At 69.3% G+C, this 23,282-nt stretch carries 23 protein-coding genes; 1 reads left to right on the top strand and 22 read right to left on the bottom strand.

What is annotated here, in order from left to right; genetic code table 11:
* The first annotated feature begins 70 nt into the window (after window positions 1–70).
* Window positions 71–643 (top strand): cob(I)yrinic acid a,c-diamide adenosyltransferase, encoded by a 573-nt coding sequence (locus ABZ374_RS34550; protein ID WP_360318880.1) that lies wholly within the window; start codon window positions 71–73, stop codon window positions 641–643.
* 18 nt (window positions 644–661) lie between these two features.
* Here ABZ374_RS34550 and ABZ374_RS34555 read toward each other — a convergent pair whose 3' ends face one another.
* From ABZ374_RS34555 to ABZ374_RS34660, 22 genes are all read right to left on the bottom strand, one after another.
* Window positions 662–1,237, bottom strand: coding sequence for a DUF2550 domain-containing protein (locus ABZ374_RS34555; protein WP_360318883.1), 576 nt, complete (start codon window positions 1,235–1,237; stop codon window positions 662–664).
* An 82-nt stretch (window positions 1,238–1,319) separates the two neighbouring features.
* The gene (locus ABZ374_RS34560; RefSeq protein ID WP_360318886.1) at window positions 1,320–1,694 is read right to left on the bottom strand and encodes a F0F1 ATP synthase subunit epsilon; all 375 of its coding nucleotides are present in this window, start codon (window positions 1,692–1,694) and stop codon (window positions 1,320–1,322) included.
* A 206-nt stretch (window positions 1,695–1,900) separates the two neighbouring features.
* Window positions 1,901–3,349 carry a F0F1 ATP synthase subunit beta gene (atpD, locus tag ABZ374_RS34565; protein ID WP_360318888.1) on the bottom strand — a complete coding sequence of 483 codons (1,449 nt, stop codon included), beginning with the start codon at window positions 3,347–3,349 and terminating at the stop codon, window positions 1,901–1,903.
* A 5-nt stretch (window positions 3,350–3,354) separates the two neighbouring features.
* Window positions 3,355–4,263, bottom strand: a complete 909-nt coding sequence (locus ABZ374_RS34570) for a F0F1 ATP synthase subunit gamma (protein ID WP_360318891.1) — start codon at window positions 4,261–4,263, stop codon at window positions 3,355–3,357.
* 20 nt (window positions 4,264–4,283) lie between these two features.
* Window positions 4,284–5,927 carry a F0F1 ATP synthase subunit alpha gene (atpA, locus tag ABZ374_RS34575; protein ID WP_360318894.1) on the bottom strand — a complete coding sequence of 548 codons (1,644 nt, stop codon included), beginning with the start codon at window positions 5,925–5,927 and terminating at the stop codon, window positions 4,284–4,286.
* 144 nt (window positions 5,928–6,071) lie between these two features.
* Entirely contained in the window at window positions 6,072–6,887 is an 816-nt protein-coding gene (locus ABZ374_RS34580; RefSeq protein ID WP_360318897.1) for a F0F1 ATP synthase subunit delta, read from the bottom strand.
* Window positions 6,887–7,444, bottom strand: a complete 558-nt coding sequence (locus tag ABZ374_RS34585) for a F0F1 ATP synthase subunit B (RefSeq protein WP_020549135.1) — start codon at window positions 7,442–7,444, stop codon at window positions 6,887–6,889. Before ABZ374_RS34585 ends, ABZ374_RS34580 begins: the two co-directional genes overlap by 1 nt.
* Window positions 7,445–7,476: 32 nt before the next feature.
* Window positions 7,477–7,710, bottom strand: a complete 234-nt coding sequence (gene atpE / locus ABZ374_RS34590; RefSeq protein WP_174861358.1) for an ATP synthase F0 subunit C — start codon at window positions 7,708–7,710, stop codon at window positions 7,477–7,479.
* A gap of 79 nt (window positions 7,711–7,789) precedes the next feature.
* Window positions 7,790–8,605 carry a F0F1 ATP synthase subunit A gene (gene atpB, locus ABZ374_RS34595; protein ID WP_360318901.1) on the bottom strand — a complete coding sequence of 272 codons (816 nt, stop codon included), beginning with the start codon at window positions 8,603–8,605 and terminating at the stop codon, window positions 7,790–7,792.
* A gap of 86 nt (window positions 8,606–8,691) precedes the next feature.
* A complete protein-coding gene (locus ABZ374_RS34600) occupies window positions 8,692–8,874 on the bottom strand; it encodes an AtpZ/AtpI family protein (protein WP_020549132.1) in 183 nt (60 codons plus the stop codon).
* 133 nt (window positions 8,875–9,007) lie between these two features.
* Entirely contained in the window at window positions 9,008–9,412 is a 405-nt protein-coding gene (locus ABZ374_RS34605) for a hypothetical protein (RefSeq protein ID WP_360318904.1), read from the bottom strand.
* Window positions 9,413–9,609: 197 nt separating this feature from the next.
* On the bottom strand, window positions 9,610–10,965 hold the full coding sequence (locus ABZ374_RS34610) for an MraY family glycosyltransferase (protein ID WP_360318906.1): 1,356 nt from the start codon (window positions 10,963–10,965) through the stop codon (window positions 9,610–9,612).
* Window positions 10,966–11,175: 210 nt separating this feature from the next.
* Window positions 11,176–12,459, bottom strand: coding sequence for a serine hydroxymethyltransferase (glyA, locus tag ABZ374_RS34615; RefSeq protein WP_360318908.1), 1,284 nt, complete (start codon window positions 12,457–12,459; stop codon window positions 11,176–11,178).
* A gap of 139 nt (window positions 12,460–12,598) precedes the next feature.
* Window positions 12,599–13,231: a low molecular weight phosphatase family protein gene (locus tag ABZ374_RS34620; protein ID WP_360318911.1), complete on the bottom strand. Its 633-nt coding sequence runs from the start codon at window positions 13,229–13,231 to the stop codon at window positions 12,599–12,601.
* 14 nt (window positions 13,232–13,245) lie between these two features.
* Window positions 13,246–13,893, bottom strand: a complete 648-nt coding sequence (locus ABZ374_RS34625; RefSeq protein ID WP_360318914.1) for an L-threonylcarbamoyladenylate synthase — start codon at window positions 13,891–13,893, stop codon at window positions 13,246–13,248.
* 94 nt (window positions 13,894–13,987) lie between these two features.
* Window positions 13,988–14,833 (bottom strand): peptide chain release factor N(5)-glutamine methyltransferase, encoded by an 846-nt coding sequence (prmC, locus tag ABZ374_RS34630; protein WP_360318917.1) that lies wholly within the window; start codon window positions 14,831–14,833, stop codon window positions 13,988–13,990.
* 10 nt (window positions 14,834–14,843) lie between these two features.
* Window positions 14,844–15,911, bottom strand: coding sequence for a peptide chain release factor 1 (gene prfA / locus ABZ374_RS34635; protein WP_020549125.1), 1,068 nt, complete (start codon window positions 15,909–15,911; stop codon window positions 14,844–14,846).
* Window positions 15,912–16,066: 155 nt separating this feature from the next.
* Window positions 16,067–16,291, bottom strand: a complete 225-nt coding sequence (gene rpmE / locus ABZ374_RS34640) for a 50S ribosomal protein L31 (protein WP_355543038.1) — start codon at window positions 16,289–16,291, stop codon at window positions 16,067–16,069.
* A gap of 210 nt (window positions 16,292–16,501) precedes the next feature.
* Window positions 16,502–18,616: a transcription termination factor Rho gene (gene rho / locus ABZ374_RS34645; protein WP_360318921.1), complete on the bottom strand. Its 2,115-nt coding sequence runs from the start codon at window positions 18,614–18,616 to the stop codon at window positions 16,502–16,504.
* 574 nt (window positions 18,617–19,190) lie between these two features.
* On the bottom strand, window positions 19,191–20,105 hold the full coding sequence (gene thrB / locus ABZ374_RS34650; protein ID WP_360318923.1) for a homoserine kinase: 915 nt from the start codon (window positions 20,103–20,105) through the stop codon (window positions 19,191–19,193).
* 495 nt (window positions 20,106–20,600) lie between these two features.
* Entirely contained in the window at window positions 20,601–21,683 is a 1,083-nt protein-coding gene (thrC, locus tag ABZ374_RS34655; RefSeq protein WP_360318926.1) for a threonine synthase, read from the bottom strand.
* A gap of 7 nt (window positions 21,684–21,690) precedes the next feature.
* Entirely contained in the window at window positions 21,691–22,983 is a 1,293-nt protein-coding gene (locus ABZ374_RS34660; RefSeq protein ID WP_360318928.1) for a homoserine dehydrogenase, read from the bottom strand.
* Window positions 22,984–23,282 lie beyond the last annotated feature (299 nt).

Genomic DNA, 23,282 nt, shown 5'->3' on the forward strand with positions numbered 1-23,282 from the left:
AAGCAGGGACAAAGCGCGCCCCGAGGCCGGTTGCGAACGAACCCCAGGCCACGGGCCTAAGGTGTCCGTCATGGTCAACCTCACCCGGATCTACACCCGCACCGGCGACGACGGCACCACCGCGCTCGGGGACATGTCGCGCACCGCCAAGACCGATCCTCGACTCGCGGCCTACGCCGACGTGGACGAGACCAACGCGGTGATCGGCGTCGCGCTCTCGCTCGGCAACCTGGACGAGGATGTGGTCCGGTTGTTGACCCGCATCCAGAACGACCTGTTCGACCTGGGCGCCGACCTGTCCACGCCGGTGGTCGAGGACCCCAAGTACCCGCCGCTGCGGGTGGAACAGGGCTACATCGACGCGCTGGAAGCGGCCTGCGACGAGTACAACGAGAACCTGGAGAAGCTGCGCAGCTTCATCCTCAACGGCGGCACCCCGGGCGCCGCGCTGTTGCACCAGGCCCGCACCGTCGCCCGCCGTGCGGAGCGCACCACGTGGGCCGCCCTCGAAGTACACGGCGACTCGATGAACCCGCTGACGGTGAAGTACCTCAACCGCCTGTCCGACCTGCTGTTCATCCTGGCGCGGCACGCGAACCGCGAGGTCGGCGACGTGTTGTGGGTGCCGGGCGCCAACCGCTGACGCCAACGGCCGGCGCTGCTAGGCGACGTTCACCCGTTGTCCCGGCGGCGCCGCTTCCAACCAGGCCAGGAAGCCGGTCAACGCGTCGTCGCTGAGCGCGAGTTCGATCCGCGCGCCGTCGTGTTCGCAGACCAGGATGACCGCGCCCGCCAGCAGCGCCAACTCCTCCTGGCCGGCCGGTTCCCGGCGACCGATCACGTGGATCCCGCCGCGCTGCAACACCCGGCGCGGTCGCGGCGCGTAGCTGAACACCCGGAACCATTCGATCCGGTCGCCGCTGTAACGGGCGATCCCGAAGACCCAGCCCTTGCCGTGGTCGGGATCGGCCGACGGCGCCGCCGGGTCCCCCTCGGCCGCGTCCGCGGCCCGCTCCGGGGACGACGACGCGGCGCCCCCCGGGGCCTGGTGCCCGGGTGACGCCGCGGTGGTCGATCCGGCTTCGCCGGCCGGCACTACCGGTGGCCGCATGCGAAGCGAACAATCGAAGGTGCCACCCGGTCGCTGGATCAGCCGGCGACGCAGCGCGAAGGCCGCGACACCGACCACCAATACGACGACAACAGCCAGAATCACGCTCAGCACAACGAGGACCATCCGGATCGACCTCCTCGTTCGCGCGTTGAGCAGTGGTCCCGGCCGTGTGTCGGTCCGGGCTCTGGTGCTGCGACTGGCCTTGTCAGTCCCGCCGCTGGGCGGCCAACAGCCGCGTCTCCGCGCGCCGCTCGGCGCTGGAGTCCTTCGCCGCGCCGGCGCGCTCGAGCGCCCGCTCCGCGCGGGCGACATCGATCTCGTCGGCCAGCTCGGTGATCTCGGCGAGCAGCGAGAGGTTGTTGTCCGCGAACGAGATGAACCCGCCGTGGACCGCCGCGATGACGACCGAACCGTCGGCCTGACGGATCGTCACCGGACCTGATTCGAGCACTCCGAGAACCGGCTGGTGACCGGCCTGGATGCCGATGTCGCCGTCCGCGGTGCGTGCGATGACGATGGTGGCCTCGCCGGACCACACCTTGCGGTCGGCCGCGACCAGCTCGACGTGCAGCTCAGCCAACGTGGCTCCTCATGTCGGGTCGAAGACACGCTGGTCTTCGCCTCCGCCCTCACGGGACGGGTGGTGTCCAAGGATAGTGGCCCGGACGGGCCTGGCTCCAACCGGCGCAGGCGCCGGCGGGTTTCCGGCCACGCCGAAGGGCGCGGTCGGGAACCGACACGAGGGGCGGACCCATGCGGGACCGCCCCTCGTCGATCAGGCGATCGTCAGCCCTTGTTGAGCTCGGCGATCTTCTTCTCGAGGTCGTCCAGCCCACCGAGCATGAAGAATGCCTGCTCGGGAGCGTGGTCGTACTTGCCGTCGGCGATCGCGTTGAACGCCTCGACGGTCTCGGACAGCGAGACGTCCGAACCGTCGAGCCCGGTGAACTGCTTCGCCACGTGGGTGTTCTGCGACAGGAACCGCTCGATGCGCCGCGCCCGGTGCACGGTGAGCTTGTCCTCTTCGGACAGCTCGTCCATGCCCAGAATCGCGATGATGTCCTTGAGGTCCTTGTACTTCTGCAGGATGTTCTTGACCCGCATCGCGCAGTCGTAGTGGTCCTGCGCGACGTAGCGCGGGTCCAGGATCCGCGACGTCGAGTCCAGCGGGTCCACCGCCGGGTAGATGCCCAGCTCCGAGATCGGACGGGAGAGCACGGTCAGCGCGTCGAGGTGCGCGAACGTGGTCGCCGGGGCCGGGTCGGTGAGGTCGTCCGCGGGGACGTAGATCGCCTGCATCGAGGTGATCGAGTGACCACGCGTCGAGGTGATGCGCTCCTGGAGGGTGCCCATCTCGTCGGCGAGGGTCGGCTGGTAACCCACCGCGGAGGGCATCCGGCCGAGCAGCGTCGACACCTCGGAACCGGCCTGGGTGAACCGGAAGATGTTGTCGATGAACAGCAGCACGTCCTGCTCCTGCACATCGCGGAAGTACTCCGCCATGGTCAGGGCCGACAGCGCCACCCGCAGACGGGTGCCCGGGGGCTCGTCCATCTGGCCGAAGACGAGCGCCGTCTGGTCGTAGACGCCCGCTTCCTTCATCTCCTCGATCAGGTCGTTGCCCTCACGAGTACGCTCGCCGACGCCGGCGAACACCGACACACCCTCGTGCAGACGGGCGACACGGACGATCATCTCCTGGATGAGCACCGTCTTGCCGACGCCCGCACCACCGAACAGACCGATCTTGCCACCCTTGACGTACGGGGTGAGCAGGTCGATGACCTTGATGCCGGTCTCGAACATCTCGGTCTTCGAGTCGAGCTGGTCGAAGGCCGGCGCCTTGCGGTGGATCGGCCAGCGCTCGGTCACCTCGAAGCTCGCCCGGTCCACGTCGAGGACCTCACCGAGGGCGTTGAACACGTGCCCCTTGGTGACGTCGCCCACGGGGACGGAGATCTGCGCGCCGGTGTTCGTGACGACGGCGCCGCGAACGAGGCCGTCGGTCGGCTGCATCGAGATCGCGCGCACGATGCCGTCGGCAAGGTGCTGCTCGACCTCGAGGGTGAGGGTGGTCTTGCCCTCGTCCTCGCCCTGGCCCGTGAGGTCCAAGTCGACGTGCAGCGCGTTGTACATCTCCGGCATCGCGTCGACGGGGAACTCCACGTCGACGACCGGGCCGATGACGCGGGCGACGCGGCCCGTGGCAGCGGCCGTCTCAACAGTGGCAGTCATGATGTCTAATCACTCCCCGCGGTCGCGTCGGCCAAGGCGTTGGCGCCACCGACGATCTCGCTGATTTCCTGGGTGATCTCGGACTGGCGAGCGTTGTTCGCCAGACGAGAGAGGGTCCGGATGAGGTCTTCGGCGTTCTCGGTCGCCGACTTCATCGCCCGCCGGCGGGCCGCGTGCTCGGAAGCGGCGGACTGCAGCAGGGCGTTGAAGATGCGGCTTTCGACGTACCGCGGCAGCAGTGCGTCGAGAACACCCTCGGCCGAGGGCTCGAAGTCATAGAGCGGGAAGGGACCGCCGGCCGGCGGCTCGTCCGTCTCCTCGACCGCCAACGGGAGCACCCGCACCGCGACCGGGCTCTGCGTGAGCATGGAGACGAACTCGGTGCTGACGAGATGAATCTCGTCCACACCGCCCTCCTCGGTGGGCGTCACGAACGCGTCGATCAGCTCACCTGCCACCTTCTTGGCGTCGGAGTACTCGGGGCGGTCGGAGAATCCCTTCCACTGCCCGGCCAGGTCCACGTCGCGGAACTGGAAAAATCCGATGCCCTTGGACCCGATCACGTAGCGGCTGACCGTCTTGCCCTCGTCCTCGAGCAGCTTGGTGAGCTGCTCGGCGGCCTTGATGGCATTCGAGTTGTAGCCGCCCGCGAATCCGCGGTCACTGGTTACCAGCAGCACCGCGGCCCGAGTGGGCCGCTCCACCGAAGTGGTCAACGGGTGCTGCGTGCTGGAGAAGGTGGCGACCGCGGAAACGGCGCGCGTCAGCTCGTCGGCGTACGGCTTGGAGGCCGCGACGCGCTGCTGCGCCTTCACGATCCGCGACGCCGCGATGAGCTCCTGGGCGCGCGTGATCTTCTTGGTCGCCGACACGGAACGGATCCGACGCCGGTAGACCCGAAGTTGGGCTCCCATTGGTCAGGGTTCTCCGTTCTTTACTCGGACTTGGCCACGTGACGGGTGATCTTCTCCTGGCCGACGTCTTCCTTCGTCAGCCCGGCAGGCGCCACGTCCTGGATCAACGGCTCGCCGTCGAACTTGGTGAACGTCTGCTTGAAGGAGTTCACCGCGTCGGTGAGCGCCATCACGGTGTCGTCTTCCAGCTTGCCGGTCTCGACGATCCCGGTCAGCAGGGCCGCGTGCTTGTGCTGCACGTACTCGTGCAGCTCCTTCTCGAAGCGGCGGATGTCCTGCACCGGCACGTCGTCCAGCTTGCCGGTGGTACCGGCCCAGATCGAGACGACCTGGAGCTCGATCGCGAACGGCTCGAACTGACCCTGCTTGAGCAGCTCGACCATGCGCGCACCGCGCTGGAGCGAGGCCTTGGAGGTGGCGTCCAGGTCGGAACCGAACGACGCGAACGCCGCCAGCTCGCGGTACTGGGCCAGGTCGACACGAAGTCGACCCGCGACACTCTTCATCGCCTTGATCTGCGCCGAGCCACCGACTCGCGAGACCGAGATACCGACGTTGACCGCGGGGCGCACGCCCTGCAGGAACAGGTCGGACTCCAGGAAGCACTGACCGTCGGTGATCGAGATGACGTTGGTCGGAATGTACGCCGACACGTCGTTCGCCTTGGTCTCGATGATCGGGAGACCCGTCATCGAACCGCCGCCGAGCTCGTCCGACAGCTTCGCGCAACGCTCGAGCAGACGCGAGTGCAGGTAGAAGACGTCACCGGGGTACGCCTCGCGCCCCGGCGGACGACGCAGCAGCAGGGACACGGCGCGGTACGCCTCGGCCTGCTTCGACAGGTCGTCGAACACGATCAGAACGTGCTTGCCCTGGTACATCCAGTGCTGGCCGATGGCCGAACCGGTGTACGGGGCCAGGTACTTGAAGCCGGCCGGGTCGGACGCCGGGGCGGCGACGATCGTCGTGTACTCCAGCGCGCCGGCCTCTTCGAGCGAGCGGCGCACGGACGCGATGGTCGTGCCCTTCTGGCCGATCGCGACGTAGATGCAGCGAACCTGCTTCTTCGGGTCGCCCGAGCGCCAGTTGTCGCGCTGGTTGATGATCGTGTCCAGGCAGACCGCGGTCTTACCGGTCTGCCGGTCGCCGATGATCAGCTGACGCTGGCCCCGACCGATCGGGGTCATCGCGTCGATCGCCTTGATGCCGGTCTGCATCGGCTCGTGCACCGACTTGCGCATCATCACGCCGGGAGCCTGAAGCTCCAGCGCGCGACGGCCTTCGGCCGCGATCTCGCCCTGGCCGTCGATCGGCTGGCCGAGCGGGTCGACGACGCGACCCAGGTAGCCGTCACCGATCGGTACCGACAGAACCTCGCCCGTACGACGGACCTTCTGGCCCTCTTCGATGCCGCTGAAGTCACCGAGGATGACGACACCGATCTCGCGGACGTCGAGGTTCTGCGCCAGACCGAGGGTGCCGTCCTCGAACTTGAGCAGCTCGTTCGTCATGACCGAGGGCAGGCCCTCGACCTTGGCGATACCGTCGTACGCCTCGGTGACGGTACCGACCTCTTCGCGCGCGGCCGTCTCCGGCTCGTACGAGGCGACGAAGCGCTCCAGCGCGTCCCGGATCTCCTCCGGCCGGATCGTGAGCTCCGCCATCTGGTGTCCCTGCTCTCCTAGGTGGTGGGGTTAACGGTCCGCTGTCCGTCGCTTGTCGTACGGAACCGCGGTGCTGCTGTGGGGGTCGCTGTGCCGCTCGGGGATTTCCCCGGACGGTCGACGACGCCCCTGTCGTCCGGTGTCTCAGCCGGCGAGCCGTCGGCCCGCTTCTTCGAGACGTGTGGTCACGGTGCCGTCGATGACGTCGTCACCGATCTCCACGCGGACCCCGCCGATGACGTCGGCATCGATTTCCACGTTCAGGTGGACCTCGCGGCCGTACATCCGGCCCAGCGCCGCGGCCAAGCGGGTGCGCTGCTCCTCGGTGAGAGGCAGTGCGACCGTGACCAACGCGACCATGCGACGCCGGCGATCGGCGGCAAGGCGCGCGTACGACTCGAGCCCGTGTTCAAGGTTACGGCTACGGGGGTGTGCGACAAGCCTGGTGATCAGCCGCCGGGTGACGGGCTGGGCCCGGCCGTCCAGCAGTCCGGAAACCAGTTCCGCCTTGCGCTCGTTCGCCACGCCCGGGTCGGTCAGGGCGGAGCGCAGCTCGCGCTCGCCCACCACGATCCGGCCGAAGCGGAACAGCTCGTCCTCGAGTTCGTCGAGCTTGCCGTCGCGCTCGGCGGCGATCAGCTCGGCGGACACCGAGAGTTCGGCGATCGCGTCGACCAGGTCGGTCGGCCGCGACCAGCGGGTACGGACCAGTCCGCCGAGCAGATCCGCCGTGGTACCGGAGATCTGACCGGAGAGGAGCTGGGCCAGGAAGGCCGCGCGGGCCTCCCCGGAACGTGTCGAGTCGGTGAGGACCCGACGCAGCGACACCGTCCGGTCGAGCAGGATGACCACGGAGTCGAGCTCCTGGGCCAACCCGACCATGTCGGTACCGGTCACGGTCGCGAGCGCGTCGAGGCGCTCACGAGCCGCGGCGAGGGATTCCCTGCTGGCGCCCTGCATCAGCGCACCTTCTCCGAGGTCGCCGTTGCGGAGGCCTTGGCCTCCAGCTCCTCCAGGAAGCGGTCGACGACCCGACGCTGACGCGCCTCGTCCTCGAGCGACTCCCCGACGATGCGCGACGCGAGGTCGACGGCCAGCCGGCCGACGTCCTGACGAAGCGCGTTCTGGGCCTGGTTGCGGTCGGCCTCGATCTGGGTGTGGCCGGCGGTGACGATCTCGTCCTTGATCCGCTGGCCTTCGGCGCGCATCTCGGCGATGGCGACTGCACCCTGTTCGCGGGCGTCCTCCGTGAGGCGACCGGCCTCACGACGGGCTTCGGTGAGCTGGTCGCGGTAGCGCTCCAGCTCGGCCTGGGCCTCGGCCTGCGCCTCTTCGGCGCGCTTGAGACCGCCCTCGATGGCGTCCGTACGGTCCGCCAGCGTCTTGGCGATCTTGGGAAGGAGCATCTTCCACAGGAAGCCGAAGACGATGAGGAACGCCACGCCACCGATGATGATCTCGTCGAGCGGCGGGAGAAGAGGATTCATCTTCTCTTCGCTGTTGGCGAGGAAAATCACGGTGTGAGGACCTTCCGTCCGTAGCGGATTGATCAGGTGCCGTAGACGAACGGCATGACGACGCCGATGAGGGCGAGCGCCTCGGCGAGGGCGAAGCCGAGCAGCATGTTCTGGCGGACCAGACCGGCAGCCTCGGGCTGACGGGCCATGGCCTGGACACCGTTACCGAAGATGATGCCGATACCGATGCCGGGGCCGATCGCGGCGAGGCCGTAGCCGATGGAACCGAGGCTGCCCGAGACGCCGTCGGCGGCGAGGTTCATCATGGGAACTGATCCTTTTTTCGAGGCCGATGGACGATCCACCGGACGACGGTCGAGGAGGGAAAGGGGTCTGCGGGGTCTCTCAGTGCTCGGCTTCGAGCGAGCTGGAGATGTAGGAGGCCGCGAGCAGCGTGATGATGTACGCCTGCAGCGCCTGAATCATCAGCTCGAAAGCGGTCAGGATGACGACCACGATGAACGAGGTCGCCGAGAAGAGCGCCCCGATGTGGAAGCCGAGCAGGTACCAGGCGCCGACGCTGAAGGTGACGATCAGCATGTGTCCGGCGAACATGTTCGCGAACAGTCGGACCGCCATGGTGAACGGCCGGGTGATCAGACCCTGGAGCAGCTCGATCGGCGCGAGGAGGAAGTAGATCGCCTTCGGCAGACCGGGCGGGAACATCATGTTCTTGAAGTAACCGACGAAGCCCTGGTTCTTGATACCGAGGACGAGGTAGGTCACGTACACGACGCCGACGATCGATGCCGGGAAAGCGATGCGCGAGGTCGCGGGGAACTGGGCGAACGGGATGATCGCCATCACGTTCATGACCCAGACGAAGAAGAAGATGGAGAACAGGAAGGGGACGTAAGGGTCGCCCTTCTTTCCCATCGTCTCCCGCGAGATGTTGTCGCGGACGAACAGGTAGCCCAACTCGCCGACGTTCTGCGCGCCGCGCGGGACCATCTTGGGCTTGGCGAAGGCCGACCAGAAGAAGCCGATCACCAGCAGCATCGAGATGAGCGCGAGCAACATCGGCTTCGTGAAGTCGAAGGCCCCGATGGAGAAGATCGGCTTGAACTCGAAGACGTTCAGCCCGGGCGAGGGGAAGCCGCACCCGGAGAACAGGTGACATCCGCTCTCGCTGGCGAGCGTCTGGACGTCAGCAGTCACCACCGACTCCTTCGTCGTGAAGCATGATTTCGGCTACCTCGATGTGTCGGCGTGGCGAGGGCCACGGAGCGGCACGCAACAGGGCCCGGTCAGGAGGACCTGCCGTGGCGGACAAAGACAAGAACCAGGGACAGAGCGATTCCGACGACCAGGCCGATCGGCAGGAACAGGGCGGAGTGGCCCGTCCACCGGTCGATCAGCCAGCCGATGCCGCCGTAGAACAGCATGCCGCTCAGCAGGTAACCGACACTCGACCATGCGGCACCGTCCATCGCCCGATTCTCTCGGTCCGGTGGACGGGGGCCTCTCTCGCTCATGACGCCCCGGACATTAGCAGTACCTGCGTCGCGTCTACATACCCGGCCCGCGAACCCCGTGCCGAGTGCGACCGGCGTGGTGCGTAGGTCATCGCTCTCCGTCCGGTTCGACATAGGCGATCTTCAGTCGGGTGAAGATCCAGACCTGCGAGGCGACCCAAACCAGCGTGGCCCCGAGAATCGTGAGTCCGAACACCTTCGTGTCGAATGCCTTGGTGTCCTTGAACAGGAACAAAACCAACCCCAGCAGCAGGATCTGCACGATGTACGTGAAGAGCGCCATGTTCATCATCATCAAGGGGTTGTCGCGCGAGATACGCCCGATCGCGACCTGGCCGATCGCGAAGAAGGCCAGGACGACGACGGTGGCGAACACCGCGCCGAGCAGTCCTTTGCCACCGGCCGCGAAGAAAGCCGCGATGGCCGCGATTACTCCGGCGGCGGTCGTGAACACGACCGAGCCTCGGAGAAGGCGGACGTCGTTGGCCTGCATGTCGGTGACTCCGGCATCAAGTGGGGGGCAAGGAGTGGATCAGTCGTCCCGCCAAGCGCTCGGAACGACGCAACGCTCGGGACTGGCCGTGAGGTATCAGAACCCTCGTTGCTGGGGGTTCATCGGCTGTTGATCCTGGTTCGTGAACGATATCACAAACTATTTGAGCAGAGCTTTACCCGTTCGTGTGTACAAGCTCACAGCCTTCCACCACCCTTTCGCGTCCCTCTCCCCACCGGCAAATCCGCAGGTCGGGAGGGGTCTGCGGGATTTCGTGAGGGGCCTGTGGCGGGTGTGGCGGTTGCTCCGTTCAGCCGTACGCCGTCTGATTCGCCGGGAACCATCCGCTCGACCGGAACGTTCGCGCCGCGCCCGCGACGACGCAGCCTGCGATAGCGCGGCGGGACCACCTGGTGCAGCTCGGTGGGCACATGCGGCTTGAACCACGGCAACATCAGGATCACCAGGCCCAGGACGATCAGCCCCAGGCCCGCGTAGACGATCGGACGCCGTTCCGGGCGGACCGAGATGAGCACGGTGAACGACGCGATCAAACCGGACCAGAAGTACATGATCAGCACCGCGCGGCTGTGCGAGTGGCCGATCTCCAGCAGCCGGTGGTGCAGGTGGCCCTTGTCCGCGGCGAACGGCGAGCGCCCCGCCCAGCCGCGCCGACCGACCGCCATCACCAGGTCCATCAGCGGCACCACCAGCACCGCGAACGGCAACACCAGCGGGATGTAGACCGGCACCAGCTTGTGCGTCGTGAAGGTCAGCGAGCCGTCGTTTTGCGCGACGATCGCGCCCGGGTCGATCCGACCGGTCACGGTGACCGCAGCGGCGGCCAGCATCAGGCCGATCAACATCGAGCCGGAGTCGCCCATGAAGATCCGCGCGGGGTGCAGGTTGTGCGGCAGAAAGCCCAGGCACATCCCGACCAACAGCGCGGTGAACAAGGTCGGCGCGGCTGCGCTGGAGACGCCGTACCCGAACCAGAGCCGGTAGGAATAGCCGAAGAAGGCGAGCGCGGCGATGCACACCATGCCGGCCGCGAGGCCGTCCAGGCCGTCCACGAAGTTCACCGCGTTGATCGTGATGACCACTATCCCGATGGTCAGCAACGTGCCCTGGGTCGGCGTCAGCCCGACCGTGCCGTAGCCGGGGATGGGCAGCCACAGGATGACGATGCCCTGCCAGACCATCACGCCCGCGGCGAGCGCCTGACCGAGCAGCTTGATGATCGCGTCGACGCCCCATTTGTCGTCGATCACCCCGAGCACCGAGATCAGCGTGCAGCCGGACAGCAGTGCCTGCACGTCGGTCGAGGAGATGAACACGTCCTGGAGCACCGGCAGATGCCGGGCGACCAGCAGGCCCGCGCACAATCCGCCGAACATCGCCAAGCCGCCCAGGCGCGGCGTCGGCTCCTTGTGCACGTCCCGCGCGCGGATCTCGGGCATCGCGCCCGCGGCGATGGCGAACCGGCGGACCGCGCCCGTCAGCAGGTAGGTCACCGCAGCGGCGACGAACAGCGTGAGCAGGTATTCGCGCAAGACTCAACCGTCCCCGGCTTCGGCACATCCCAGCGGCAGCACGGGCATCAGACTAGACGTGCCGCCGCTCCCCGGGAGAATCACCAATCTTCACCGGCGAGGGACGATCGCACAATGCTCGGTGGCGCCGCCACCGGCCCGTCGCCCCACACGTAACCACAGTCCCCCCGGTCCCAGCCACCCCGTGGGCGGGTTTGCCGGATACGCACCTCACCGACGCGGGTACGCCGGACGGGTGGCGACGAGTTCGCCGACCGCGACCCGCACCTCGCGCAGCACGCCTTCGTCGTCCTCGCGCACCGCCCGGCCGATCAGCAGGGCGATCTCCTTCATGTCCGTCTCGGTCATGCCCTGCGTGGTCACCGCGGCCGTGCCGACCCGGATCCCGGACGCGATCATCGGCTTGACCGGGTCGAACGGGACCGCGTTCTTGTTCAGCGTGATGCCCGCCCGCTCGCAGCGGCGCTCCGCGTCGCTGCCGCTGACCCCGATCGGGCGCAGGTCCAGCAGCGCGAGGTGGGTGTCGGTGCCGCCGGAGACCGCCCGCAGACCCTCCGCCTGCAAACCCTGGGTCAGGGCCTGCGCGTTGGCCACCACGCGTCGTGCGTACACCCGGTACGCCGGGGTCGACGCCTCGCCCAGTGCGACCGCCTTCGCCGCCACCGCGTGCATGTGCGGGCCGCCCTGGCTGAACGGGAACACCGCCCGGTCGATCCGGTCGGCGAGTTCCTCCCGGCACAGGATCAGCCCGCCGCGCGGACCGCGCAGCACCTTGTGCGTGGTGCAGGTGACGATGTCCGCGAACGGGATCGGCGAGGGCACCGCGTCGCCCGCGACCAGGCCGATGAAGTGGGCCGCGTCCACCATCAGGTAGGCACCCACCTCATCGGCGATCTGTCGAAATGCCGCGAAATCGACAAGTCGCGGATATGCGGTCGCGCCGCACACGATCAGCCGCGGCCGATGCGCCCGGGCCAGCTCCCGGACCCGGTCGTAGTCGATGCGCTCGTCGCTCTCCCGCACCCCGTAGGCGACCGCGTGGAACCAGCGGCCGGAGAAGTTCACCCGGGAGCCGTGGGTGAGATGGCCGCCGTGCGGCAGCGACATGGCCAGGATCGTGTCGCCCGGTACCAGCACCGCCGCGTAGGCCGCCAGGTTCGCGGCCGTGCCCGAGTGCGGCTGCACGTTGGCGTGTTCGGCGCCGAACAGGGCGCGGGCCCGGCGTACACCCAGTTCCTCGGCCCGGTCCACCTCGGCGCAACCGCCGTAGTAGCGCCGTCCGGGGTAGCCCTCGGCGTATTTGTTGGCGAGCGTGCTGCCGAGTGCGGCCAGCACCGCCGGGGAGGTGAAGTTCTCGCCGGCGATCAGTTGCAGGCCGCCGCGTTGCCGGGCCAACTCGCCCAGGAGCACCTCGGCGATCTCCGGATCCGCCTCGTGCAGGGCGGCGAAGTCCGGCCCCCAGAAGGGAGTTGGCGTGGAGTCGGGAGTGCCCATGGGACTGCTCCTCAAGGCCGCAGGGACGGTCTCCACCATAGGCCGGGGGTCGGGGCACCGACAGGCTCTTCGCGGGCCGATTCGGGCCCGTTGCCGCCCGCGCGAGGCGTCCGCTCACGGCCCGCGCGCCGACGCTCGGTCAGAGGCTGTGCGCGGGGTGACCGGTGAGCGCGGTGAGCACCGGGTCCAGGGCCGATCCGATGTCGGAGGCACAGGCCCGGAAGACGCTCAGCGGCGCGCCGTACGGGTCGGCCACCTCGTCCCACTCGGGATCGGGCGCGGCCAACCGACCCCGCAACGCCGCCGCGGCCCGCACCAACGAGCGACCGCGCTGGACCAGATCGCGCTCGGGGTAGGGCGCCCGCTCCAGCACCGCGACCAGCCGGGTGAACTCCTTGAGGGTGAACGTGCGCAGGCCCGAGGCATGCCCCATGGACACCACGTGCGCGCGGTGGTCGAGCGTCGCGGTGAGCACCAGGTCCGCCTCGGCGACGTGCTCGTCGAGCAGCTCGCGGCCGTGGAAGTCGCCCGGATCGGCGCCGTATTCGAGCAGCACCTCGGCGGCGTGCGGCTCCATCGGCGCACCCTCGTGCCCCCAGGTCCCGGCGCTCTGCACGCTGAGCCGGACCGCGTCGTCGGCGGCGAGCCGGCGCTCCAGGCCGAGCCGCGCGAGCCGCTCGGCGATCGGCGAGCGACAGATGCTCCCCGTGCACACGAACAGGATCCGAAACGAATCGGCCGCGGACCCGTACGGCCCGTAGGAATGCCCCACGGGTGGTGGCGGGGTCAATTCACGCCCTCCAGGTCGGGTACGACCTCGCGCAACGTGTCCAGCGACAGGGCGCCCTCACGCAGCAGCCGGGGGCGGCCGGCGGTCAGATCGATGATCGAGGACGGCGCGGTCGAGGGGCACGTGCCGCCGTCCAGGTACACCGACACCGAGTCGCCGAGCTGGGCCTCGGCCTCGTCGACCGTGGTCGCGGCCGGATTGCCGGAGCGGTTCGCGCTGCTGACCGCCAGCGGGCCGGTCTCGGTGAGCAACTCGATCGCGACCGGGTGCAGCGGCATCCGCACCGCGACCGTGCCGCGCGTATCGCCCAGGTCCCACATCAGCGACGGCTGGTGGAACGCGACGATGGTGAGCGCGCCCGGCCAGAACGCGTCGACCAGTTCCCAACCCACCTCGGGAAAGCCGGTGACCAGTCCGTGCAACGTGTTCGGCGAGCCGACCAGTACGGGCGAGGGCATGTTGCGGCCCCGACCCTTGGCGTCCAGCAACGCGTGCACGGCGTGCGGGGTGAACGCGTCCGCGCCGATGCCGTACAGGGTGTCCGTCGGCAGCACGACCAGGTCGCCGCGCTTGATCGACCCGGTCGCCTCACGCAGCCCGAGCCCACGGTCCATCGCGTCGGAGCAGTCGTAGCGTCGGCTCATCGGGCACTTACCTCCTGAAGCGGTACGGGCGGTACAGGCGATACGGGTGGTACCAGTGGTGCGGGTGCTGCAGGGGTTCTGCGCGGCGCGCGGTTCACGCGCCTTCCTTGCGGGCGGTGGTGAAGCGTGGGCGATTGGTCAGGTCGCGGTGGTCGGCCGCGTCCACCCAACCGGCTTCCTCGTTGAAGATCCATGGCACCGCGCCGCCCTGGGTGTCCGCGTGCTCGACCACCACCAGGCCCCCCGGGCGCAGCAGCCGGTAGGCGGTCTTGGACAGGATCCGGATGAAGTCCAGCCCGTCCGGCCCGGAGAACAGCGCCAGTTCGGGATCGTGGTCGCGGGCCTCGGGCGCCATCTCGTCCCGCTCGTCCAGCGGCACGTAGGGCGGATTGCTGATCACCAGGTCGACCGTGCCGTCCAGGGCCGGCAGCGCGGCGAGCGCGTCGCCCCGATGCAGGATCACCCGCGAGCCGCTCGCGTTGCGCGTGGCGTAGCGGTGGGCGTCCGGGTCCAGCTCGACCGCGTGCACGACCGAGCGCGGCACCTCCTGGGCGACGGCGAGCGCGATCGCGCCGGAGCCGGTGCACAGGTCGACCACGAGCGGCTCGGCCACGTCCATCGCGCGCAGCGCGTCTATCGCCCAGCCGACCACCACCTCGGTCTCCGGGCGGGGCACGAACACGCCGGGTCCCACCTGGAGTTCGAGGTAGCGGAAGAACGCGCGCCCGGTGATGTGCTGCAACGGCTCACGGGCCTCCCGGCGCGCGATGGCCTCCCAGAACCGCGCGTCGAAGTCGCCGTCGGCGACGGTGTGCAGGGCGCCGCGCTTGACGCCGTGCACGAACGCCGCGAGTTCCTCGGCATCGAAGCGCGGAGAGGGAACGCCCGCGTCGGCCAGTCGCAGGGTGGCCTGGGCCACCTCGGCGAGCAGCAGATTCATCTCGTCTCCGTTATTGGTGGGCGAGCCGAGCGGCCATGTCGGCGTCCACACACGCCTGGATGACCGGATCGAGATCGCCGTCGAGCACCTGGTCCAGGTTGTACGCCTTGTAGCCCACGCGGTGGTCGGAAATCCGGTTTTCCGCGAAGTTGTACGTGCGGATGCGCTCGGAGCGGTCCACCGTGCGGACCTGGCTGCGACGCACGTCGGAGGCTTCCTTGTCGGCCTCCTCCTGGGCCGCGGCGAGCATTCTGGCGCGCAGGATGCGCATCGCCGACTCCTTGTTCTGGAGCTGGCTCTTCTCGTTCTGGCAGGAGACCACGATGCCGGTCGGCAGGTGCGTGATGCGCACCGCGGAGTCGGTGGTGTTGACCGACTGGCCGCCGGGGCCGGACGAGCGGTAGACGTCGATGCGCAGGTCGTTGGCATTGATCTCGACCTCGACGTCCTCGGCCTCGGGCAACACCAGGACGCCGGCCGCGGAGGTGTGGATGCGGCCCTGCGACTCGGTGGCGGGCACACGCTGGACGCGGTGCACGCCGCCCTCGAACTTCAGCCGGGCGTAGACGCCCTCGCCGGGTGCGGGGTTGCCCTTGGTCTTGACCGCGACCTGGACGTCCTTGTAGCCGCCGAGATCGGACTCGTTGGATTCGAGGATCTCGGTCTTCCAGCCGGCCCGCTCGGCGTAGCGCAGGTACATCCGCAGCAGGTCGCCGGCGAACAGGGCCGACTCCTCGCCGCCCTCGCCCGCCTTGACCTCCAGGATCACGTCCTTGTCGTCGGCCGGGTCGCGCGGCACGAGCAGCCGGCGCAGCTTCTCCGCGCACTCCTCGCGGCGCTGCTCGGCCTCCTCCGCCTCGGCGGCGAAGTCCGGGTCCTCGGCGACCAGTTCGCGGGCGGCCTCGACGTCGTCGGCGGCACTGGACCACTGCCGGTAGGCGTCCACGATCGGCCCCAGTTCGGCGTAGCGCCGCCCGAGGTTGCGGGCGCGCGTCTGGTCCGTGTGCACGGCCGGATCGGCGAGCTGTCGCTCCAGGTCGGCGTGCTCGGCGAGCAGGTCGTCCATCGCCTCGAACACTGGGGGGCTCCTCTGGGGTATGGCCGCGAACTCGGCGGGATCGGTGTCACGGTGGCGGGATCGGCGGGACGCCGGACGGGCGGACAAACGAACGGCGCCGGAGGAGCGGGCGGACCTTGGACAAGGCCCACCGCTCCTCCGGCGCCGCAGGGTCGCTACTTGTTGCCGGCCACCGGCTGCTTGCCGAAGCGCTTCTCGAAGCGCGCCACACGGCCACCCGTGTCGAGGATCTTCTGCTTGCCCGTGTAGAACGGGTGACACTGCGAACAGACCTCGACGCGGATCTGGCCGCTGGTCGCGGTGCTGTGCGTGGTGAACGTCGAGCCACAGCCACAGGTGACGGTGGTCTCCACGTACTCGGGGTGGATGTCGGGCTTCACAGGAGTCTCCTTGAGGTTCGGGAGGGCGCCGGGTCGTACGCCCGAGCGGGCGTCACGTGAACCGGGGCCGACAGAGCAGTCTGCCAGGAGGGGGCGACCGGACCCAAATCAGGGTCTGTACCGCCCAACCACGATCGAGGTCGTGGCATTCCCTCCCGGCCGACGCCGTGCCTTTGTCTTGTCGTGCGTCGAGACGAGCAGTCGAACGAACTAGTCGTTCGGCATCGGCGTGGTCTTCTGGATCTGCATGAGGAACTCGCCGTTGCTCTTGGTCTTCTTCATCTTGTCCAGGAGCAGCTCGATGGCCTGCTGCTGGTCGAGGGCGTGCAGCACCCGACGCAGCTTCCAGACGACCGCGAGTTCGTCCGAGGCCATCAGGATCTCTTCCTTGCGGGTGCTGGACGCGTCCACGTCCACCGCCGGGAAGATCCGCTTGTCGGCGAGCTTGCGGTCGAGCTTGAGCTCCATGTTGCCGGTGCCCTTGAACTCCTCGAAGATCACCTCGTCCATCCGCGAGCCGGTCTCGACGAGCGCGGTGGCCAGGATGGTCAGCGAGCCGCCGTTCTCGATGTTGCGCGCCGCGCCGAAGAACTTCTTCGGCGGGTAGAGCGCGGTCGAGTCGACACCACCGGACAGGATGCGGCCGGAGGCGGGCGCCGCGAGGTTGTACGCGCGGCCCAGGCGGGTGATCGAGTCGAGCAGCACGACCACGTCGTGGCCCAGCTCGACCAGACGCTTGGCCCGCTCGATGGCCAGCTCGGCGACGATCGTGTGGTCCTCGGCGGGCCGGTCGAAGGTCGAGGAAATGACCTCGCCCTTGACCGAGCGCTGCATGTCGGTGACCTCTTCGGGGCGCTCGTCCACGAGCACGACCATCAGGTGGCACTCGGGGTTGTTCACGGTGATCGCATTCGCGATCGCCTGGAGCACCATCGTCTTGCCCGCCTTGGGCGGCGCGACGATCAGACCGCGCTGGCCCTTGCCGATCGGCGACACGAGGTCGATGATCCGCGTGGTCAGCGCACTGGAGTCGGTCTCCAGGCGGAGCCGGTCCTGCGGGTAGAGCGGGGTCAGCTTGTTGAAGTCGGAGCGCTGCCGCGCCTGTTCCGGCTCCATGCCGTTGACCGTGTCCAGCCGCACGAGCGCGTTGAACTTCTCCCGACGCTCGCCGTCGCGCGGCTGACGCACCGCGCCGACGATCGCGTCACCCTTGCGCAGGCCGTTCTTGCGGACCTGGGCGAGCGAGACGTACACGTCGTTGGAGCCGGGCAGGTAGCCCGAGGTCCGCACGAAGGCGTAGTTGTCGAGGATGTCCAGGATGCCCGCGACGGGCACCAGGACGTCGTCGTCGGCCAGCACGGGCTCGTTGGTCTCGAAGCCCTCGCGGCCGCCGCGGCGACGGTTGCGGTCGCGGTAACGGCCACGACGCCGACGGCCGCCGCCCTCGAAGTCGTCGTCCGGACCCATCGGGTCGTTGTCCTGCTGCTGCTGTTGCTGCTGCTTGCCGCGCTCGCCGCCACGATCGGCCCGCTCGGCGCGGTCGTTGCCGCGCTCGCCACGCTCGCCGCGCTCGTTGTTGCGGTCGCCGCGCTCGGCCCGCTCGCCACGCTCCGGGCGCTCGGCGCGCTCGCCGCCGCGCTCGTTGTTGCGCTCGCCGCGGTCGCGCCGGTTCTGGCCGCGCTCGCGACGCTCGCGGCGGCCTTCCCGCTCGCCGCCCTCGCGCTGCTCGCCCTGGTCGTCACCGGCGCCGGGGCGCTCGGCACGCTCGGTGCGCTCGCCGCGGCGGCGGGTCGGGGCCTCGGTGGCCTCGGCCGTCGCCTCGCCCTGCTCACGCCGGGTGCGGCCGTTGGTGGGCGCCTCGGCGGCGGCCTGCTCGGGAATCTCGATCTGCGGTGCCTCGACCGCGACCCGCGTGCGGGCGGCGCGACGGGCCCGGGTGGGCGCCTCCGCGACCGGTGCCTCGGCGGGCGCCGCTGCTGCCGGGGCGGCCTCGACGGGCGCCGCGCCGTTGTCGGCGGCGACGGCGGCGGCCTTGGCCCGGGTGGCCCGGGCGGGCTTCGTGGCGGCAGCGGGAGCGGCGTCCGAACCACCCTGCTTCGCCTGGATGGCCTCGATCAGCTGGCTCTTGCGCATGCGACCGGTGCCGCTGATGCCCAGACCGGTGGCGACCTGCTGCAGCTCCGCCAGCACCATGCCGTTGAGGCCGGTGCCCGTCGAGCGGCGGCGCCGCGTGGCGGGAGCGGGGGCGTCCGCGGTGGCAGCCGCGTCACCCGAGGCGGACGCGGCCTGTGGCGTTGCGTCCATGAGTTCGGTGGTGTCGCTCACGAAGGGTCCTTCCCTGGAGCGGGCGTCGGCCTTGAGGGGGCTCGGCGACCGGTTGTGCTGTCCGTCCCGCTTCCAGTGCGGTCCGGTGCGGTGGTCCGCCGGATGGCGGGAATCGTCGAAAATGTGCCCAGTACTGCGAGGATCGGGCTCATGTGTGCCTGTGGGGGCTCGTATTCCTGTAGGGGCTCGATTTCCTGGAGAGGAAAAGCCCTCGGGTCCCCGGGATGAGCTCGACGCGGCGCGGTGGTTCCGCCGGTCTGTTTCGGGGAGCCACGTTCGTCACGAAGGACAGGCAGGAGGGGAGACTCCCAAAGGATCGTGGCCACAGAGCACCGAACGCGCCCAACCCTATGCGGGTGGGGGATCTGGTGCGGTGATGACGCTAACACTACCGGACCCAAGAGACATTCCCCCACCCCATCGCTCCCCCGGCGCAGCCCTTTTTTCCAGCGGTAGTGCAGTGGAGTGAACGGACCCACCACCGTCGCCGACCGCTCGCCCGGCCACGCCGGGTCCGCCGTCGGGCCGGCTCCCGCCTACCGGGCGTACTGCCAACGAACAGCGAGTACGCAGGTCACGCCAGTGGCATGACGCTTGCTCCGGCCCCGTCCACATCCAGTTGCCGAACCACCCAATCGGGCCCGGCGCTGCCGATCGCCTCGTCCACGCGGTCGTGCGTGACCAGGGCGAGCACGGTCGGCCCCGCGCCGGAGACGACCGCGGCCATCCCCTGTGCGCGCAGCTTGTCGATCAATTCGGCGCTCGCGGGCATCGCGGGCGCACGGTAGGTCTGGTGCAGCCGGTCCTCGGTCGCGGCGAACAGCAGGTCCGGACGCGAGGTCAGCGCGGTGACCAGCAGGCCGGCGCGCCCCGCGTTCGCCGAGGCGTCGCGATGCGTCACCTTGGCCGGCAGCAGACCGCGCGCGACCTCGGTGGACAGTGGAACCGCGGGTACGAACACGACGGGAGATATACCCCGGTCGGGGGTCGATCGCACCGCCTTGGGGCCGTCCTCGTCGGTCCAGGCGATGGTGAAGCCGCCGAGCAGGCACGCCGCGACGTTGTCCGGGTGGCCTTCGAGCTCGGTCGCCAGGGCCAGGGTGGCCTCGTCGTCGAGCCGCTCGGCGCCGCCTATCGTCAGCGCCCGGGCCGCGATCACGCCCGCGCAGATGGCCGCGGCGGACGAGCCCAGTCCGCGCCCGTGCGGGATGCGGTTGGCACACACGACGTCCAGGCCGGGCGGTCGGCCGCCCATCGCCTCGAACGCGGCGTAGGCCGCGCGCACGACCAGGTGGTTCTCGTCCCGGGACAGGTCGTCGGCGCCCTCGCCTGCGATGTCGATCGACAAACCCTCGTCCGCGACCCGGACGGCGACGTCGTCGTACAGTCCGAGCGCGAGTCCGAACGCGTCGAACCCGGGGCCCAGGTTGGCGCTCGTGGCCGGGATGCGAACCCGGACGGGGGCGGCACGGAATGCGGGGCCGGCCATACGCGTGGACACTCCTCCTCGTGGAGTTCCGGGCACCTTCACGGGACGGTCCGAACCGGTGGCGCATTCGGGAAATCGCGGGTGCTGCGGAACGGCAGGAACAGACGCGAGACTCGGGCGACATGCGCCGCGGAACGAGTGCAAAGTCGCGTCCGGTGATCAGCCTACCGAAGGTGCGTTCCCTCGCGGGACACCGTAACCACCGCGTCGTGGGATTGGTACCGGAATCGGGATCCAAAGGGTCCGGGAGCGGTCGACGGATGATCATCGACCGTCCCGGTGTGTTCCCGTGTACGGCAGAGGTGGGGCGCGACCGCTTTCGGCGGCGGGTGCCGGGTCGGCTTTCCCGGAGTCGGCTTCCCTGGGTCGGCTTCCCGGGATCGGCTTCCCGGACCGGGGCCGAATTTTTCTACCGGTGCCGGGGTGCGGCGGCGCGGGTCGCTTTCCGGCCGGGTGCCGGGAGCGGGCGTCCGCGCCGCCGATGGGTGTCGCGGGTCAGCCGAGGCCGAGTTGTGCGGCTGCGGCAGAGGCGTCGATCGGGACCACGACGGGCTTGGGCGCGCCGGCCACCGCCCAGTCCGGGTCCTTGAGGCCGTTGCCGGTGACCGTGCAGACGATCCGCTGGCCCGGGTCGACGCGACCCTGTTCGGCCGCCTGGAGCAATCCGGCCACACTCGCGGCGGACGCCGGCTCGACGAAGACGCCCTCCTGCGCGGCCAGGAGGCGATACGCCGAAAGGATCTGACGGTCGGTCACCGACTCGATGTGGCCCCCCGATTCGTCCCGCGCGGCGATCGCGAAGTCCCACGAGGCAGGGTTGCCGATCCGGATCGCGGTGGCGATCGTCTGCGGCGAGAGCACCGGCGCGCCGTTGACCAGCGGTGCCGAACCGGCCGCCTGGTAGCCCCACATGCGGGGGCGGCGGGCGGACAGGCCGTCGGCCGCGTATTCGTTGTAGCCCTTCCAGTACGCGGTGATGTTGCCCGCGTTGCCCACCGGAAGCACGTGGATGTCGGGCGCGTCGCCGAGCATGTCGACGATCTCGAAGGCGGCGGTCTTCTGGCCCTCGATGCGGACCGGGTTGACCGAGTTCACCAGCGCGACCGGATACTTTTCGGCCAGATCGCGGGCGAGCGTGAGGCAGTCGTCGAAGTTGCCGTCGACCTGGAGGATGCGCGCGCCGTGCACCAGGGCCTGGCCCATCTTGCCCAGCGCGATCTTGCCCTGCGGCACCAGCACGGCGCAGACCATCCCGGCGCGCACCGCGTAGGCGGCGGCGGAGGCCGAGGTGTTGCCGGTGGACGCGCAGATGACCGCCCGGGCGCCCTCCTCCTTGGCCTTGGAGATCGCCATCGTCATGCCGCGGTCCTTGAAGGACCCGGTCGGGTTGGCGCCCTCGACCTTGAGGTGAACCTCACATCCCGTGCGCTCGGAGAGCACCTGGGCCGGGACCAGCGGCGTACCACCCTCACGCAGGGTGACCACGGGTGTGTTCACCGAGACCGGCAGACGGTCGCGGTATTCCTCGATGACCCCGCGCCACTGAGTGGTGCGGACGCCTTCCTTGAGCGCGCTCACGGTCCCTCTACTCCCCTTCGACCCGCATGATGCCGGCGATGTCACGGACGATGTCCATACCGCGCAGATCGGCGACGGTCGCCGCGAGCGCGGCGTCGGTCGCGGTATGGGTGACGATCACGAGTGTGGCATCCCCGTCCCGGCCCTGTTGACGGACCGTGTCGATGGACACGTCGTGCTGGGCGAATACCGCGGCCACCTGGGACAGCACGCCGGCCCGGTCGGCCACGTCCAGGCTGAGGTGGTAGCGGGTGCGGACGATGCCCACCGGCTGCGGGGTCAGCTGTGCGTAGGCCGACTCGCCGGGCCCGGTCGCGCCGGAAAGCTTGTTCCGGCAGACCGCGACCAGGTCGCCGAGCACCGCGCTCGCGGTCGGCGCGCCGCCCGCGCCGGGGCCGTAGAACATCAACTGGCCGGCCGCCTCGGACTCGACGAAGACCGCGTTGTACGCCTCGCGCACGGACGCGAGCGGGTGCGTACGCGGGATCATCGCCGGGTGCACGCGGGCACTCACGCTCTGCCCGTCGGCGCCGCGCTCGCAGATCGCCAGCAGCTTGACCACGCAGTCCATCGCCTTGGCACTGGCCACGTCGGCGGCGCTGACCTCGGTGATGCCCTCGCGGTACACGTCGGCGGCGGTCACCCGGGTGTGGAACGCCAGGCCGGCCAGGATCGCGGCCTTGGCGGCGGCGTCGAAGCCCTCGATGTCGGCGGTGGGGTCGGCCTCGGCATAGCCCAGCGCGGTGGCCTCGTCGAGCGCCTCGGCGAAGCCCGCACCGGTGGAGTCCATCCGGTCCAGGATGAAGTTGGTGGTGCCGTTGACGATGCCCAGGACCCGTTCGACCTTGTCCCCGGCGAGCGACTCGCGCAGCGGACGCAGCAGCGGGATCGCGCCGGCGACGGCGGCCTCGTAGTAGAGGTCCACGCCGTGTTTCGCGGCGGCGGCGTGCAGCGTGGAGCCGTCCTCGGCCAGCAGCGCCTTGTTGGCGGAGACCACCGAGGCGCCGTGCTCCATCGCGGACAGGATCAGGCCGCGGGCGGGCTCGATGCCGCCGATCACCTCGACCACCACGTCGATGTCGTCGCGTTTGACCAGTTCCACCGCGTCGGTGGTGATCAGCGCGGGGTCGATGCCCGCGCGCTCGCGCCCGGCGCGGCGCACGGCCACGCCGGCGAGCTCGATCGGGGCCCCGATTCGGGCGGCGAGGTCGGTCGCGTGCGTCGTCATGATGCGGGCCACTTCGGAGCCGACCACACCACAACCGAGCAGCGCCACCTTCAGCGGCTGCGTACGCATCATCCGACCTCACTTCTCGAAGACAAAGGTTGTCCGAGTCTGCCGTCCGGGGGAATTCCGGAGACAGGCAGTGCCGACAAGTGTCGCTCGGATCATGGGCCGAACCAGGGCCGGTCCAGGATCCGAGACGACAATTCTTGCGGCCTCACAGGCTGGCCGCGGGATTTTCTCCCGGGCCCGGGGGCCACCGCGCGGTGCCCCCCGATCATTGCGTTGCTCTTGTTTCGTTGTGCTGCGTTGCGTTTCTTCGCTCTTGTTTCGTTGCTGTTGTTTCGTTGTTCTCGTCCTGCCGCCGGCGGCGG

It is taken from the genome of Embleya sp. NPDC005971 (assembly GCF_040629175.1).
In the GTDB taxonomy this organism is placed as follows: domain Bacteria; phylum Actinomycetota; class Actinomycetes; order Streptomycetales; family Streptomycetaceae; genus Embleya.

Excerpts from the sequence above, each read along its gene's own strand:
- ABZ374_RS34550 (WP_360318880.1), top strand. The coding sequence starts at position 71 with ATGGTCAACCTCACCCGGATCTACACCCGCACCGGCGACGACGGCACC.
- ABZ374_RS34555 (WP_360318883.1), bottom strand. The coding sequence starts at position 1,237 with ATGGTCCTCGTTGTGCTGAGCGTGATTCTGGCTGTTGTCGTCGTATTG.
- atpD (WP_360318888.1), bottom strand. The coding sequence starts at position 3,349 with ATGACTGCCACTGTTGAGACGGCCGCTGCCACGGGCCGCGTCGCCCGC.
- ABZ374_RS34570 (WP_360318891.1), bottom strand. The coding sequence starts at position 4,263 with ATGGGAGCCCAACTTCGGGTCTACCGGCGTCGGATCCGTTCCGTGTCG.
- atpA (WP_360318894.1), bottom strand. The coding sequence starts at position 5,927 with ATGGCGGAGCTCACGATCCGGCCGGAGGAGATCCGGGACGCGCTGGAG.
- ABZ374_RS34580 (WP_360318897.1), bottom strand. The coding sequence starts at position 6,887 with ATGCAGGGCGCCAGCAGGGAATCCCTCGCCGCGGCTCGTGAGCGCCTC.
- atpE (WP_174861358.1), bottom strand. The coding sequence starts at position 7,710 with ATGATGAACCTCGCCGCCGACGGCGTCTCGGGCAGCCTCGGTTCCATC.
- ABZ374_RS34600 (WP_020549132.1), bottom strand. The coding sequence starts at position 8,874 with ATGGACGGTGCCGCATGGTCGAGTGTCGGTTACCTGCTGAGCGGCATG.
- ABZ374_RS34605 (WP_360318904.1), bottom strand. The coding sequence starts at position 9,412 with ATGCAGGCCAACGACGTCCGCCTTCTCCGAGGCTCGGTCGTGTTCACG.
- glyA (WP_360318908.1), bottom strand. The coding sequence starts at position 12,459 with ATGGGCACTCCCGACTCCACGCCAACTCCCTTCTGGGGGCCGGACTTC.
- ABZ374_RS34625 (WP_360318914.1), bottom strand. The coding sequence starts at position 13,893 with ATGAGCCGACGCTACGACTGCTCCGACGCGATGGACCGTGGGCTCGGG.
- prmC (WP_360318917.1), bottom strand. The coding sequence starts at position 14,833 with ATGAATCTGCTGCTCGCCGAGGTGGCCCAGGCCACCCTGCGACTGGCC.
- thrB (WP_360318923.1), bottom strand. The coding sequence starts at position 20,105 with ATGGCCGGCCCCGCATTCCGTGCCGCCCCCGTCCGGGTTCGCATCCCG.
- ABZ374_RS34660 (WP_360318928.1), bottom strand. The coding sequence starts at position 22,983 with ATGATGCGTACGCAGCCGCTGAAGGTGGCGCTGCTCGGTTGTGGTGTG.